Origin of the sequence: Azospirillum sp. BE72, assembly GCF_031455875.1 — a bacterium.
GTDB lineage: Bacteria > Pseudomonadota > Alphaproteobacteria > Azospirillales > Azospirillaceae > Azospirillum.
The window spans coordinates 181211-196164 of record NZ_JAVDTO010000004.1 but is presented as its reverse complement, the minus strand read 5'-3'; the positions used below and the strand labels follow the sequence as shown (position 1 = coordinate 196164).

General features: G+C 69.5%; 15 protein-coding genes and 1 riboswitch. Of the genes, 8 read left to right on the top strand and 7 right to left on the bottom strand.

Features of this window, described 5'->3' with window-relative positions; all coding sequences use genetic code 11:
- Positions 1-144 precede the first annotated feature (144 nt).
- Positions 145-1626: a M20/M25/M40 family metallo-hydrolase gene (locus tag J2Y49_RS15305; protein ID WP_310115720.1), complete on the top strand. Its 1482-nt coding sequence runs from the start codon at positions 145-147 to the stop codon at positions 1624-1626.
- Positions 1627-1672: 46 nt separating this feature from the next.
- Here the strand turns inward: J2Y49_RS15305 and J2Y49_RS15300 are convergent, their stop codons facing one another.
- Genes J2Y49_RS15300 through J2Y49_RS15275 form a run of 6 tightly spaced genes read right to left on the bottom strand, consistent with a single transcriptional unit; the run spans position 1673 to position 7585 of the window.
- The gene (locus tag J2Y49_RS15300; RefSeq protein ID WP_310115719.1) at positions 1673-2446 is read right to left on the bottom strand and encodes a 3-oxoacyl-ACP reductase; all 774 of its coding nucleotides are present in this window, start codon (positions 2444-2446) and stop codon (positions 1673-1675) included.
- A 10-nt stretch (positions 2447-2456) separates the two neighbouring features.
- On the bottom strand, positions 2457-3467 hold the full coding sequence (locus tag J2Y49_RS15295; RefSeq protein ID WP_310115718.1) for an ABC transporter substrate-binding protein: 1011 nt from the start codon (positions 3465-3467) through the stop codon (positions 2457-2459).
- 6 nt (positions 3468-3473) lie between these two features.
- A complete protein-coding gene (locus J2Y49_RS15290) occupies positions 3474-4223 on the bottom strand; it encodes an ABC transporter permease (protein ID WP_310115717.1) in 750 nt (249 codons plus the stop codon).
- A complete protein-coding gene (locus J2Y49_RS15285) occupies positions 4220-5002 on the bottom strand; it encodes an ABC transporter ATP-binding protein (RefSeq protein ID WP_310115716.1) in 783 nt (260 codons plus the stop codon). Before J2Y49_RS15285 ends, J2Y49_RS15290 begins: the two co-directional genes overlap by 4 nt.
- Positions 4992-6467 (bottom strand): acyl-CoA reductase, encoded by a 1476-nt coding sequence (locus tag J2Y49_RS15280; protein ID WP_310115715.1) that lies wholly within the window; start codon positions 6465-6467, stop codon positions 4992-4994. The genes J2Y49_RS15285 and J2Y49_RS15280 overlap by 11 nt, the downstream gene beginning before the upstream one ends.
- Before the next feature lie 14 nt (positions 6468-6481).
- Complete coding sequence (locus J2Y49_RS15275) at positions 6482-7585, bottom strand: long-chain fatty acid--CoA ligase (protein WP_310115714.1); 1104 nt, start codon at positions 7583-7585, stop codon at positions 6482-6484.
- A gap of 103 nt (positions 7586-7688) precedes the next feature.
- Positions 7689-7821: riboswitch (TPP riboswitch) on the bottom strand.
- Positions 7822-8000: 179 nt separating this feature from the next.
- Here J2Y49_RS15275 and J2Y49_RS15270 point away from each other — a divergent pair.
- The 7 genes from J2Y49_RS15270 to J2Y49_RS15240 all read left to right on the top strand — a co-directional run bounded on the left by J2Y49_RS15270 (position 8001) and on the right by J2Y49_RS15240 (position 12157).
- Positions 8001-8345, top strand: a complete 345-nt coding sequence (locus J2Y49_RS15270) for a cupin domain-containing protein (RefSeq protein WP_310115713.1) — start codon at positions 8001-8003, stop codon at positions 8343-8345.
- Positions 8346-8480: 135 nt separating this feature from the next.
- A complete protein-coding gene (locus J2Y49_RS15265) occupies positions 8481-9023 on the top strand; it encodes a hypothetical protein (protein ID WP_149224984.1) in 543 nt (180 codons plus the stop codon).
- Between the two features lie 233 nt (positions 9024-9256).
- On the top strand, positions 9257-9709 hold the full coding sequence (locus tag J2Y49_RS15260; protein WP_310115712.1) for a hypothetical protein: 453 nt from the start codon (positions 9257-9259) through the stop codon (positions 9707-9709).
- Between the two features lie 83 nt (positions 9710-9792).
- Positions 9793-10137: a hypothetical protein gene (locus J2Y49_RS15255; RefSeq protein WP_310115711.1), complete on the top strand. Its 345-nt coding sequence runs from the start codon at positions 9793-9795 to the stop codon at positions 10135-10137.
- A 25-nt stretch (positions 10138-10162) separates the two neighbouring features.
- Complete coding sequence (locus J2Y49_RS15250) at positions 10163-10423, top strand: hypothetical protein (RefSeq protein ID WP_310115710.1); 261 nt, start codon at positions 10163-10165, stop codon at positions 10421-10423.
- Between the two features lie 200 nt (positions 10424-10623).
- On the top strand, positions 10624-11334 hold the full coding sequence (locus J2Y49_RS15245; RefSeq protein ID WP_149224988.1) for a Crp/Fnr family transcriptional regulator: 711 nt from the start codon (positions 10624-10626) through the stop codon (positions 11332-11334).
- Between the two features lie 127 nt (positions 11335-11461).
- Entirely contained in the window at positions 11462-12157 is a 696-nt protein-coding gene (locus tag J2Y49_RS15240; protein ID WP_310115709.1) for a hypothetical protein, read from the top strand.
- Between the two features lie 19 nt (positions 12158-12176).
- Here J2Y49_RS15240 and J2Y49_RS15235 read toward each other — a convergent pair whose 3' ends face one another.
- On the bottom strand, positions 12177-14906 hold the full coding sequence (locus J2Y49_RS15235) for an SUMF1/EgtB/PvdO family nonheme iron enzyme (protein WP_310115708.1): 2730 nt from the start codon (positions 14904-14906) through the stop codon (positions 12177-12179).
- Positions 14907-14954 lie beyond the last annotated feature (48 nt).

Below are 14954 nucleotides of genomic sequence, written 5' to 3'. Positions count from 1 at the left end.
GTGAAAGCGGCAATCAAACTTGACGTTGTTGGCACTTCATTCGTACACGTCGCTTCACAAGACTGTGAGAGGGAAGAAATGTCGGTTAAAGCGAAAATTTCGCTCAAGCAGGTGCTTATTCTCGGCGCCTGCATGATCTTGCCGATGCAAGCCGGCGCGGCCTCCCCGTCCGCCGATACGCTCGCGGCGAAGCACTCTTCTGCGAATTACAAGGAATTCGTCGAGCTTCTGGCGCTTCCCAACGACGCTGTTGTTGCCGCTGACATTCAGAAGAACGTCGCGTGGCTGGAGCAGGCGTTCCAGAAGCGGGGCTTCCAGACGCGGCAGCTGCCGAACGACGGCAAGCCGATGCTGTATGCGGAACTGCCCGGCGCCGATCCCGCCAAGAAGACCATCCTGTTCTACGCGCATCTGGACGGCCAGTCGGTCACCCCGCAGCAGTGGAAGCAGAAAAGCCCCTGGGACGCGACGCTGAAGCAGAAGACCGACAAGGGCGAGTGGGAAACGATCCCGCTGGAGAAGCTCTACGGCGAGCAGGTCGATCCGGACTGGCGTCTGTTCGCGCGGTCGTCGTCGGACGACAAGGGGCCGATCATGATGCTGCTGACGGCCATCGACGCCCTGAAAGGGACGGGCAAGACGCCCAGCGTCAACGTCAAGGTCATCCTGGATTCCGAAGAGGAGAAGGGATCGCCGACCCTGGGCGAGGTCATCCGGCAGAACGCCGACCTGCTGAAGAGCGACGCGATGCTGGTGCTGGACGGCCCCATGCACCAGAGCAACAGGCCGACGCTGGTCTTCGGCAACCGGGGCATCGCCCAGGCGACCCTGACCGTCTTCGGTGCCAAGCAGGGCCTGCACAGCGGCCATTTCGGCAACTACGCCGCCAACCCGGCAATGCGGCTGGCGCAGCTGCTGGCGTCCATGAAGGACGAGACCGGCCGGGTGACCATTCCCGGCTATTATGACACCGTGAAGATCGACGCCGCGGCGGAAAAGATCATGGCCGCCGTTCCCGATGACGAGGCCGCGCTGCGCAAGCGCCTGGGCATCGCCGAGGCCGAAAAGGTCGGCAAGAACTACCAGGAGGCGCTGCAGTACCCGTCGCTCAACATCCGCGGCATGGCGGCCGGCGACGTGGGCGCCAAGGCCCGCACGATCATCCCGGAAACCGCCGTTGCCGAACTCGACCTGCGCACGGTTCCGGAAACGCCGCCGGAGCAGCTGATCGGCATGCTGAGGAAGCACATCGAGGCGCAGGGCTATCATCTGGTCCAGGGCACGCCGACGGACGAGGATCGGGCGAAGCACGACAAGCTGGCCTCCCTGGATTCGGAGAAGGTCTCCGCCTCCAGTTCGGCGGCGCGGACCGACATGCAATCCCCGGTCGGCGAGTGGCTGTACCGCTCCTACAAGGCGACCTACGGCGAGGAGCCGGTGCGCATCCGCATGATGGGCGGCACGGTGCCCACCGGCTCGGCGGTCGAGGCGCTGAAGGTGCCCTTCGTCATCGTGCCCCTGGTGAATGCCGACAACAACCAGCACAGCTTCGACGAAAACCTGCGCATCGGCAATTTCGTATCGGGCGTGAAGGGGCTGATCGGGGTGCTCCAGCAGCCGTTCTGAGGCTCGCCCTGCGCCGGTTCCGGTGACGGCGGGCGGGTGTGGGGGTTCAGGTAGCGCCCATCACCAGCCCGCCATCCACCGTCAACGTCTGCCCGGTCATGAAGCGGCTCCAGTCGGAGGCGAGGAACAGGACCGGCCCGGCGACATCCTCCGGCGCCGCGATGCGGCCCAGCGGCGTGAGGGCGGTGATGCGGTCCTTGACCGGCTCCGGGGTCGACCGGCTGGCGTCGGTGGGATAGACCAGCCCCGGCGCCACGCAGTTGACGCGGATGCCGAACGGCCCAAGCTCCGCGGCCAGGGTGCGGCTGAAGCCGATCAGCGCCGCCTTGGCGGTGGTGTAGTCGTGGTATGGCACGGTCGGCCGCGCCACGAGGTCGGTCGCCATGTTGACGATGCTGCCTCCGCCCCGCCGCCGCAGCGCCGGCAGCACCGCCCGGCAGACGGCGTGGGTGCTTTTCAGCGCCCCGTCGATCTGGGTCTGGTAATCGTCCCACTCTGTTTCCCAGAACATCCGCCGCCGGTCGGGGTCGAAGACATAGGGGGCGAAGGCGTTGTTGACGACGACGTCCAGCCCGCCGAACTCCGCAACCGCCGTCTCCACCATACCGGCGACCGCCGCAGCGTCGGTCACGTCCGCGCGCAGCGGCAACCCGTCGCCGCCCAGCGCCCGGCACTCCGCCGCCACCGCCTCCGCCGCCGTCTGGTTGCGCAGGTAGTTGATCACCACCATGGCCCCTTCGGCGGCGAAGGCGCGGGCGATGGCGGCGCCGATGCCGCGCCCGGCGCCGGTGACGAGGATGGCCTTGCCCTGGAAATCCATGACGGTCCCGTTACTGCTTGGGTGGGATCAGGTCGGTGCGCACCACCGCACCCATGTCGAGCGGGCGGGCGATCAGCCCCAGCTGGTGGAAGGTGTCGGCGCCCTTCTGCATCACGCCGGGATCGAAGGCGCCCAGCCCCTCGCGCTCCGTCGTCTCCGACACGGTGGAGGCGTTGCGCAGCTTGATGATGCCCAGATTGACCGCCTCGTCCGACCCGTTGATGGCGCGGGTGACGGCGATGCGGGCCGCTTCCTCCGGGTTGGCGATCATCCAGGCGGCGCTGTCGCGGTAGGCGGCGAGGAAGCGGGCGAGCAGCGGCTTCCTGCTGCGGTAGGTTTCCTCCGTCACCACGAAGATGTCGCTCGGCAGGTTCAGGCTGTCGCGCACCTCGATCACATTCACCTCGGGCAGTCCCTTCAGCCGCGCGACGTAAAGGCCGGTGTCGGTCGCCGCCGTGGCGTCCACCTGCCCCTGGATCACCGGGGCGAAGTTCAGCAGCCCGGTCACCTCGATGGCCACGTCCTTCTCGCTCAAGCCCACCTGATGTAGCAGCACGGCCAGATTCTGCCGGGTGCCGCTCGACAGGCTGTAGACGCCGACGCGCTTGCCCTTCAGGTCGGCGGGCTTGGTGATGCCGTTGGCCTTGGGCGACACCACGTTGAAGACGTTCTGCGGATAGATGTTGTAGATGGCGACCAGCTTCTCGCCCTTGTCCAGCGCCAGATAGAGGGCGGCGGGATCGGTGAAGGCGATGTCGGCCTTGCCGGTCAGCATGGTCTGGATTGCCGACCCGCCGCCGGTGCCGGGCACATAGTCGAGCGCGATGCCCTTGGCCTTGAAGAAGCCCTTGTCGGGCTCGGCCAGCAGGTTGGTGATCTCGCTGATCGGCTGGCTCCAGCCGGCCACCGTCACCTTGTCGAGTGTTTGTGCAAGCGCGCCGGACACACCGCCCAGCAGCAGCGCCCCGACAAGGGCGGACACCACCGCCAAACGAGAAAACAGCCCCATTCCCCGCCCCATGCCCTGTTATCCTTTCGCCTGTCGAGACAACAGCCACCGCTCGACCAGCAGAGTGGCCTGATACACCAGCATCCCCAGCGCGGCGATGACCGCGAACAGGGCGAACATCAGCGGGGTGTCCATCATCCCCTGCGCGGCGATGATCGAGGCGCCCAGCCCCTGGCGCCCGCCGATGAATTCCCCCACCACGGCACCGACCAGCGCCAGCACCACCGCCACCCGCAGCCCGGCGAGGATCACCGGCAGGCCCGAGGGAATCTTCAGCCGCGTCAGGGTGCGCCAGCGCCCGGCCCGCAGCATGCGGAACAGCTCCCGCTTGGCCGGATCGACGCGGTCGAGGCCCGTCAGCGTATTCTCCAGCAGCGGGAAGAAGCAGATCAGCGCGGTGATGGCGACGGTGGAGGTCATGCCGAAGCCGAACCACAGGATGAACAGCGGCGCCAGCGCCAGTTTCGGCACCACCTGGCTGGCGATGACATAGGGGTAGAGCAGGCGGCGCAGCCCCGCGACCTCCGCCAGCGCCACCCCGGCGACGAAACCGACGAGGCAGCCGATGCCGAGCCCCAGCGCCATTTCCGCCGCCGTCACCGCCAGATGCGGCAGCAGCCGTCCGCTCGCCAGACCGCTCCACAGCGCCGCCCCCACGGCGGAGGGCGGCGGCAGAACCAGCGCCGGAATCCCGGACCAGCGGCAATAGCCTTCCCACCCCGCCAAAAGCAGCAGCGGCAGCAGGATCGCGGCGACGCGGTTGGTCATTCCGCCGCCTCCGCCCGCCGCAGCCCGGCCGCGCCGTCCATGGCGTGGCGCAGATCGCGGCACAGCGCGTTGAAGCGCGGGTCGTAGCGCAGGTCGCGCGGGCGCGGACGCGGCAGGTCGATGGAAAGACTGTGGCGCAGCCGCCCGTCCGCCATCACCGCCACGCGGTCGCCCAGATAGACCGCCTCGGCGATGTCGTGGGTGACGAACAGCGCGGTGGTGCCGCGCTGGGCGCACAGCCGCAGCAGATCCTCCTGCAGTTCCTCACGCGTCAGGGCGTCCAGCGCGGCGAAGGGTTCGTCGAGCAGCAGCAATGCCGGATCGGCGATCAGCGCGCGGGCTAGCGCCACCCGGCTCTGCTGGCCGCCCGACAGCGCGCGCGGTCCGCGCTCCGCCAACCCCGCCAACCCGACCAGTTCCAGCAGGTCCAGCGCGCGGGCACGGTCGTCGGCGGTGGCGCGGCGGTGCAGCGTCACCGGCAGCAGCACATTGTCGAGCACCGTCAGCCATTCCAGCAGCGTCGGCGCCTGGAAGACGAAGCCCACCACGTCGCCCGGTCCGCGCACCGCCGCGCCGTCCAGCCGCACCTGCCCGGCGACAGGGGTGAGCAGCCCGGCAGCCAGCTTCAGCAGCGTGGTCTTGCCGCAGCCGCTGCGCCCCAGCAGGCAGTGGATGGCGCCCCGGCCGACGCTCCAGTCGACACCGTCAACGATGGCCGCACCGCCGTAATCGAAGCGCACCCCCTCGAAGCTCAGGAAGGCCGCCGGGTCAATCGGCATAGCGGGCCAACCCCTCCGCCAGCACTTCCGCCGACCGTTCGATCTCCGTCACCGTCACCAGATCCAGCAGGTTGAACCGGCCGTCATGGTGCCAGCCCGCCTCCGGCGCGGTCATGCTGCCCAGCGCGCAGAGCCGCGTCACCCCCGCCGCCCCCAGCGGCCCGGCCAGCCGGAACAGTTCTTCCGGCGGCGCGGCGATGCCGGCGGTCTGCAGCACGGCGCGGTGCGGGGCGACGCGGCCCGCCACCTCGGCCAGATTGTCCACCGCCACGACGGCAATCGTCCGGTTCAGTGCGGTCGGTGCCAGCCCGTCCGGCGCGTCGGTGCAGGACACGCACCAGCCGCCAGCCGGATCGGACAGCAGCAAATGGCCGGGATCGTCCAGGCCGCGCATCGCCTGCCCGTCGCGCCAGCCGGCAACCTGGCCGGCCTCCGCCATCGACAGGGCGCGGCGCGGGTGCTTGCGCGCCTGCGCCGCCAGTTCATGGGCGAGCATGGCGGCGAAGTCCTGCGGCGACAGCCGGCCGCCGCGCTCGACGAACAGGGTCTGCGGCGAATAGCAGCCCTGCTGGTCGTAGCGGGCGATGTCGTGGGCGGCCAGCCGCGCCGTCTCCCCCGCCCGCCGGGGGTCGAGCGCGGCACGCGACACCAGCGCAACACTGATCTTGTGACCGTAGGGCAGGAAGCGGGTGGTCACCGGCACCCGATCGCGGATCGCCGCCAGCGCCGCGTTGCCGCCATAGGCGACCACCGTGTCGGCCTGGGCCAGCCATGCCCGCTCCGCCGCCACGTCGCCGCCCTTCCACCACACCACCGCCAGACAGTCGCCCAGTTTGGGGTCGATCTCCGCCAGCAATTGCGCGAACCAGCCCGCGAACAGCGGCTCGGCACTGGGCAGCTTGCCGACTGTGCCGGATTTCACCAGCAGGCCGGAGATCAGGCTCCACAGGGGCAGTCCCGGCACATTGCCCGCCCAGACATGCAGCAGCAAATCGGGGCCGAAGGCGCGGGTGAAGCCGCCCTTGGGCGCCGGCTGGAACTCGTCCAGCACCAGCGGGTTGGCGAAATCCTCCGCCAGGAAGCGGCGCAGCTCGTGGGCGCGGAAGGTCTTCAGATAGCCGGTCAGCCCCAGCCGCACCATTTCGGCGTCATAGCCGGTGACGATGGGCAGCAGCCGCTCCGCCCTGTGGCGCCATGGGTCCTCGCGGTCGAGCAGCCGCTGGATCGCCGCGTCGATCACCGCGACGATGTGTGCCGTCGGCAGCGTCTTCAGATAGCCGCGCGCCGCCGCCCGGACCGTCGCGGCGACCCGTTCCACCTGCCCGGCGTCCAGCACCGGTACCGCCACGCGCAGCGCCGCAGCGCCCGCCCCGAAGGTCAGCACACGCCGCTCCACCGCATCCGGCGGCAGGCCGGGCAGATGGCCGGCCAGTTCAATGACGGACGGATCGTCGCCGAAGGCCAAGGCTGCGCTCCCCCTCAACCGCGCGCGGCGGCGAGGAAATCCTCCACCGCCAGCGAACAGCCCTTGGCTTGCGCACCGGCGACACGGCCCAGCAGGCGGAAGCCGCCCTCCTCAAGGATGCCGGCGTCCTCGGTCAGGATCGCGGCGACGGAGTTGATGTGGGCCAGATCGTGGTGAACCAGCACGCCCATGCTACCGGGCGGCACGTCCCGGCCGGACAATGGATCGACCACGCGGCTGCGGATCCAGTGCGGGCCGGATTTCAGCGACGGGCAGACCGCGTTGCCGTCGTCATAGAACTGGGTGCTCAGCTCCGTCATGCCGTACATGTTGATGCAGCGCTGGCGCGGCACGCCGAAGAACTCGGCCAGCTGGCCGTAGAACTCGTCCGGCTCCAGTTCCCGCGACTGGCCCTTGAAGCCGCCGGTGTCGAGGATGCGGCTCCCCTCCGGCAGGGCGAAGCGGCGGCCGTCGCGTGCCATGGCGTCCATCAGATGCACGAAGCCATAGCTGGCGCCCAGCAGGGCGAAGGGCTCCCCCGACCGTTCGGCGGCGGCCAGCCGGTCATAGAGCCCGGCGATGTCGATGCCCGCCTCGCCGATCCAATGGCGGCTGTCTGGCGTGCCGCATTCCGCCCGCGCCAGTTCCAGATAATGGGCGAGCGAGGAGTTCGGCATCGCCGTCTCGGTCGGGAACAGGATGCCCATCGCCATCCGCTCCGCGCCAGCGCCAGCCCCTGCCCCCGGCATGAAGCGGCGGCGGAAGTTGAGCAGCATGGAGCGGTCGTAGACCGTCAGGGTCGTGTGGTGGATCTGGCCGCGGATGCCGCCCTTGGTGGTGCCGCTGGTCATGAAGATGCGGGCGGACTCCTCCGCCGGGCGGCAGCTGAGCGTCAGGTCCTTGAAGGCGTTGATCGGCACCGCCGGGATGTCGCGCCAGCTCTTCACCCCGCGCGGCGTCCGCCCGCGCTGCATGGCGAAGCGGCGATAGGGCTGGTTGTGCTCGAACTGGTGGGCGAAGACAGCCAGCGCCAGGGCGTCGAAGGCCTCGTCGGCCGCCGCCCCGGTTCCGATGTCGGCCTCCATAAAGGCCAGGACCTTGTCGTAGATCGCGCTCACCGCACCCTCCCCGCCCCGTTCTTCTCCAAGCGGCACCGACCGATGGAGCAACAAACGAATCCGGGACAAGCCTGTGGGGTATGGATCAGCGCGTCGGCCGCGAAGGCCTTCTCGTCCCGCATCCCTACGCCGGCATGACCCGGATCAGGTTCGAAGGGTTGCCGCGTCGCCCGGACGCGAAGGACCGGGCCGGCGGGTGTCTCAGCCTCCTGAACGAGGCTCCCCTGGGAACGGGACGGAGCCTAGAAGACCATCGCGCCGTCTGTCAACGGCGGGGATGCCGGCTTTGCGGACGGCGGAAACGGCGGCGCATTGATGATTTTCGCTCTCCGCCCTGTTGTACCGCTGCCGCCCTGTGCCGCAGCAATTCCGATATCGGCTGGGGTGGATCGGCCCTCTCTTCAAGGAGACGCAGATGACCGTTCGCAAATTCGCCGTGACGGACGTATCGCTGGAACGCACGCCCGGACAGGACGCCGATGTGTTCGTCGGGAACTTGGTCGACCAGCGCCATGGCGGACCCGTCACCATCGGCTACGGCCGCTACGAACCCAACCAGAGCATCGATGAGGCGATTGCCGTCGACGACGTGATGGTGGTGCTGGAAGGGCGGGTCTCGGTCGCCTCCGATGCCGGCACGGTCACCGCCGGGCCGGGCGAGATCGTCTACATGCCCAAGGGCTCAAAGGTCACCATCCGCTCGCACGAACAGGGCGCCCTCACCGCCTACGTCACCTATCCGCGCTGGCAGGAGGCGTAAGCGGCCCCGATCGCCGCCGATCGACAAAAGCAGGAAGAGTGTGGAGCGGCTCACATCCCGGATTCCGGGGCTTGGGTAGGGTCTGTCCATCGGCAACACGCCGCATCCCGCGGCCCCGAGACAGGAGACCAGATCATGATCCGCACCTCCCTGCTGACCGGCTTCGCTTCGCTCGCCCTGTTCGCCGCCCCGGCGATGGCCCAGAACATCTCCGACATCTCCAACACCGCGGCCGGGATCGGCAACACCGCCAACCAGAGCGCGCTGGTCATGCAGAAGTCCAAGGGCCCCTTCGCCGGTCCGAACGTCGCCACCGTCTCCAACCTCGCCGCCGGCATCGGCAACACCGCCAACCAGGACGCCTTCGTCAAACAGCGGAGCGGCGGCGTGTTCAGCGGCGGGTCGATGGCGACGGTCGGCAACACCGCCGCGGGCATCGGCAACCTTGCCGGCCAAAGGGCGACGGTGATGCAGAAGAGCGGCGGCCTGCTGAGCGGCGGCTCGGTCGCCAATGTCGGCAACACGGCGGCCGGCATCGGCAACACCGCCCTGCAGCACGGCACCGTTCTCCAGCGTTCGGGCGGGCTGGTCGGCCCCTTCAACCACAGCTCCATGCAGAACCTGTCCGCCGGAACCGGCAACTGGGCGGGCCAGAGCGCCCTCGTCAAGCAGCGCTGACCGACTTCCCTCCTCCCGGCTTCCTCCCCTGACCTCGCTCCGGCCGGTTTCCCGGCCGGAGCTTTCTTTTGTCCGGTCTCGCCCATCGGATTCCTTCGGGAAAAGCACCCGCATCTGTGGGCCAACTCACAGAACAATTTCAGGCGCTTAGCTAAGCTTTTCTCAAGAACGCCGGACAAGAACGCCGGGACGCGGAAGCCCGAAGCCTCATCCCCACCGAAGGAACTCCCGCCATGATCCGCAAAATCGCTTTCGCTACCCTCGCCGCCGCCCTGCTCGCGACACCCGCCCTGGCACAGCCCAAGACCGGTGCCGGCACCGGCATGCCCTCACTGATGTCGGTGCCCGGACTGGTCAGCACCAACGTCGCCAACGCCACCAATGTCGGCGCCGGCATCGGCAATTCGGCGCAGCAGCAGGGCACCGTCCTCCAGGGCGGCGGCGCTCCCATCCGCGGCGTCGGCCCGCTGGTCAGCACCAATGTCGGCACCGCCACCAACGTCGCCGCCGGGATCGGCAACGCGGCCGGACAGAAGCTGCTCGGCTTCCAGGGCAACGGCGTCCAGGTCGGGCTGAACTTCAGCGGCCGCGGCCCGCTGGTCAGCACCAATGTCGGGATCGGCACCAACGTCACCGCCGGCCTCGGCAACAGCGCCGCCCAGTCGCTGACCGGCCTTCGCCGCTGAGACCCCCTTTCACTCATCCTGCAGCCCGCCCTGCAGCCCGCCCTGCAGCCCTTTGCCCACCTCTTTTGTCCGGGAGACCACCGATGGCGAAGTTCCCGATGATCCTGGCCTTCGTCGCGCCCGCCCTGCTGTTGACGGCCTTGACGGCCCCGGCGGATGCCGTCTCCCTCGCCTGCCAGACGGTCAACGGCAAGACCGTCTGCATGCGGGGTTCAGGCACGCTGAGCTGCGTGACGCTCGACGGCCGGACCCGCTGTTCCGCCACGCCATCCGACCCGCAGTCGGAAATCATTCCCGATGCGGAGATCCAACTGCTCCCCCGCGCCGTCGCGCCGGACCTGCGTGGTTTGCTGAATCGCCGCGACTTCCCCTTCGGCCCCCAGGCCCGCTCCTTGGACCCGGACGACGACGAAGACCCCGACCTCTGACGCCAACCGAACCGGAGACACCGCCATGTCCCGCCTTCTGACCCTGTCGCTGACGCTCGCCACCCTCGCCGCGGCCCCGGCTTTCGCCGCGACGCCGACCATGTCCTACACGCGGGCAACCACCCTCGGCCCGATCATCCTCCAGCCGTCCCCCGGCATCCCGAAGCCGCCGCCCTGCCTGACTTGCGGCACGAGGGTCCTGCCGGGGATCACGCCGGGCCCCGCCTACGGCGGCGACCGCGCCCTGAATCCCCAGCCGCTGCCGCCGAAGGCGATCTTCCGCTGACGGCGGGGCTCCTCACCCCGTCATCGCGATCGAAGGGCGACCGGCCGGCGCCGGCCGCCCTTTTCGTGTCCGATCCGCACACGAACGGAGCAGAAGTGCCAACGACGGCGTACCGCCCTTGACGGGGCGGGACGCGCCGGTTGCCGGCGTACCATGCCCTGGTTAGAGGACCGGCCCGCGACGTCAGCCAGGGGGCAGCCATGACCGCGATACGGATCAACTTCGACAAGGATCTCGTCCTCGCCGGGCATTTCCTGCTCAAGCATCTGGAGCGCGAGGAACGGCACCGGCTGGCGACCGCCGCCAGGCTGTCCCACCACCCGCGCGGCGCCATGATCTTCCAGAAGGGCGATCCCGGCGACAGCATGATGGCGGTCATCCGCGGCCGGGTGAAGATCTGCTGTCACTCCATGGACGGCAAGGAACTGGTGCTGAGCATCATCAACAAGGGCGGCCTGTTCGGCGAGATCGCCCTGCTGGACGGCGAGCCGCGCACCGCCGACGCGGTGGCGCTGGAGGAGACCGACCTGCTGGTCCTCGACCGGTCGCAACTGATGCCGGTGCTGACGGCAAGGCCCGATCTGGCCTTCCGCATCATCAGCGTGCTGTGCAAGCGGCTGCGCCAGACCAGCGAGCATCTGGAGGACACGCTGTTCCTGGAAGCGCCCTCCCGCTTCGCCCGCGCTTTGAAACGGCTGGGCGAGGCCTTCGGGCGGCCGGGGCCGGAGGGGCTGCGGCTGGACATCAAGCTGTCGCAGCAGCAGTTGGGCTGTCTCGTCGGCGTGTCGCGGGAAAGCGTCAACAAGCTGCTGAACGAATGGCAGCGTGCCGGCGTGATCGCGATGGATGCCGGCTGCATCGTCATCCGCGATGCCCAAGCGCTGGACGAGATCGCCGAATCCTGCGACTGAGCCGCCAATCCTCCGACAGATTGTGAGCCGCGCCACAGCGCCAGCCCTCGGATGGCCCTACCCTGCTCCCCATGCCCTGCCCCCATGCCCTTCATCGTCCCGGCCAACAGTCTTGAGGGAGCCCGCCATGCCGTCGCCCCGCATCATCCTTCTGTCCACCGCCCTGCTGCTGACCGCCGGGACGGCCTCAGCACAGGTGACCGGCGGCATCGCCTTCCCGCCCGGTCCGATCCCCGGAGCGGCGATGGCGCAGGCCTTCGCCCAGGTGCCGCGCCTGCCGGTGTCGGTGGACCCGAACCGCCGCGGCGCTCCTCCCGGCGCGATGGTGACCAACCCATCGGTCAGCCGATCCTCCAAGCACCAGCAGTCGATCACCCGCATCCGCGGCGACGCCGGCTATCTCGCCGGCTTCAGCAAGGGGCAGCCGCTGGCCGCCAGCCGCCAGCCGCCGGTGCAGCCGGTCGACCCGAGCTTCACCTTCATCGACGCGCCCTTCATCGTGAACAATTTCAACAGCGCGCTGAACTTCGCCTTCGGCGACGGCAACATCAGCCAGCAGCAGCTTGGCGACGACAGCGCCGGACCGGTGGATACCGCCGCTCCCGCGCCGGCGCCCGAACCGGAGCCAGCGCCCGCTCCGACCACTAAACCGCAAGGTCCGTCGACGCTGGACCTGCTGATGAGCACCGCCGGGCCGCTGCCGCATCTGCCCTCGGCGCTGGCCCAGGGCGGGGTGCAGGTCAACAACGTGAACACCACGACCAACACCGCCGTCGGCAGGCAAAACCGCGCGACCCAGACGACCGTCACGGTCCAGCGCTGAACCCCGTCAGTTCACCCCGTCAGTTCACGTCCCGCGCGACGCGGAAGCCGTTGGTGAGATAGCGCACGTCGACATCGTAGCTGTTGCGCACGGTGCCGTTGATCACCTCAAGCCGGTCGCGCCAGGATCCGCCGCGCAGCACCCGCTTGCGGCAGTTGCCCTGGGTCCAGGCGCCGCCATCGGCGGGTGCGCCCTGGTAGTTGCGGTTCCAGCAATCGGCCACCCACTCCGCCACCCCGCCGTTCATGTCGTGCAGGCCGAAGGGATTCGGCTTGTAGCTGCCGACCGCGGCGGGCGTCAGGTGTTCGTGCGGGCCGCCGCAATCGTCGCAGTCGGCCTGGACTTCCGCGCCCGCCTCCCACCAATAGGGCGTGGCGGTGCCGGCCCGCGCGGCGAACTCCCACTCCGCCTCGCTCGGCAGGCGGTAGCGCTGCCCGGTCTTGCGGCTGAGCCACGCCACATAGGCCTGGGCATCCTGCCAATGCAGATTGTGGACGGGCGACGTGTCGGTGACCTTGACCATGCGCGGCAGGTCGGTGCAGCCTCCTTCCTGCATGCAGGCGCGCCATTCGCCGACGGTCACCTCATACATGCCGAGCGCAAAGGGCTTGGCGATGGTGACGCGGTGCACCGGCCGCTCCGACGGGTCGCCCTTGTCGTTCCCCATCATGAAGCTGCCGGCCGGCACCCGCACCAGAACCGGGCAGGTCGGGCAATCCTGGAAACTGTTGCCGGCACCATGATTGCGCGCCGCCCCGTTGGCCGGCCTTAGCGGAGCCGCAGCCGCCACCTGGGCTTCGGCCGTCTGGGGCGTGGGCGGTGGAGCGGCAGCAGGCTGCGGAGCGGGCGGCGGTTCGTGCTTCAGCAGGGCGGCGGCGACGAAGCCCTGCGTGCCGTCCTCCAGCGCGATGCGGTACCACCCGCCCTCCGGCACGCGGCCCAGCACCTGCACCGTCGCCCCGCGCGCCACCCGGCCGACCCGCGCGCCGCCGTTGGCCGGCGTCGCCCGCATGACGCCGTCGGCGGCGACGGTGTAGCGTCCGGGATCGGCCGGCTCCAATCCGGGACCCAGCGCGACCTCGGCCCTAGGCTCTGTTTTAGGTTGTTCCGTTTTCGGTTGCTCGACCTTCGGTTGGGACGCCGTCTCCGCCGGCCTGCCGGCAAGTTTCAGCGTCTCCATCTGGCGGCGGGCGATCGGGGCATAGCCGCTGCCGCCGAACAGCTGCAGGAAGGCCTGATAGTCGCCGGGCTCCTTGCTGGCCTGGACGCGCTTCCAGACGCTGTCCTCCAGTTCCGCCACCGGCGTGGTCCCCGGCGGCGCGATCTCCACGCCGACGTTGGCCGTGGCGATGCCGCCACGCCCGTCATCGACGCTGTAGCGCAAGGTTCCGGCCGGCCCCGGCGCCGCGGCTTCCGGGTCGAAGGTCAGTGCGGTCAGCGCCTCCACGGTCAGCCGGTCACCCGGCTTCACCACGGCGGCGCCGTTGCGGACACTGCCGCGCTCCGGCACGGCGGTGACGGTGACGGTCAGCGCGTCGCCGTCCGGGTCGGCCGGGGCGTCGATCCCCATCGGGTTGGCGGCGGCCCGCAGCTTGCGGTCCGCCACCACGGCCGGCGGCTGGTTGCTCGGCCGGATGGTGACGGGGATGGTGCCGGTCACCGTGCCGCCGCGGCCGTCGGCCACCAGGAATTCGAAGGCGCCGGCCTCCCCGCGGAAACTGCCGTCGGGCTTGAAGCTGGTGGCTGCCAGCTGCTCCACCGTCAGGTAATCGCCGATCAGGACGCTGCGCTCCCCGACGCGGACGGTGCCGCCGCGCGGCAGGCCGGTGACGCGGGCGTACATCTGGTCGTCGTCGGGGTCGGTCGGCTTGCCGGGCGCCAGCGGCTCCGGGCTGGCGCGGTCGAGCAGGGTCAGCGCCCGCAGATCGCCCACCACCGGCGGCCGGTTGGGCGGGCGCGGGTTGAAATAGAAGGGCGTGGCACCGAGCGAGCCATAGACGAACGGCTCCTGCCGGCCGTTGGTGGCCTGCTTCACCGTATCGCGCACATTGCGAAAGAACAGGCTCAGCTCCAGGCCGGGCGTCTGGAGATGCTGCAGCAGCGCCGCGCTGAAGGGGCTGTGGTCGCCGGTGCCGTCCTCCGCCAGCTGGTCGGCGCGGGTCGCCATCGCAACCAGCGTGTCACTGGGCGTGTCGTCCACGCTGCCGAAGCCGGGATGGGCCTGGTTGCGGTTCGACCCGCTGCGGGTCAGGCGGTCGACGAAGGGATTGTTGCGGCAGGCGTCGAGGATGAGGATGCCGAGCTTGCGCGCACCGGCCAGTTCCCCCATCGGCAGGTTCAGCGGGATCGCCTCATAGACCAGATCACGCTCCCGCTCCAATTGGGCGTCGGCGGGCAGCAGATAGTTGACGCCGCTGACCTGGATGCCGTGCCCGGCGTAGAAGATCACCGCCACGTCGGCCTGCGAGGCCTTCAGGCCGAACTGGCGCAGGGCCGTCGAGAAGCCGCGGGCGTCCAGGTCGTATTGCTCGTCCACCGTGAAGTTCAGGGCACGCAGCGCCTCGCCGATGGCACGTGCGTCGTTGCGCGGGTTCAGCAGCTCCGGCGCGTTGCGGTAGTTGCTGACGCCGATGACCAGGGCGAGACGGATTTCCGCCGCCGCACCGCCGGAGGCTGGCCCGGAAGCGGCAGGTCCGGCCGCGCGCGCAAACCCCGCCGGTCCCGCGACCAGCAGCAGGAGCACAAGCACCGCGAAAACCTTCCGGCAGGGTCCGACCGGTCCCACCATCCCCGCCTC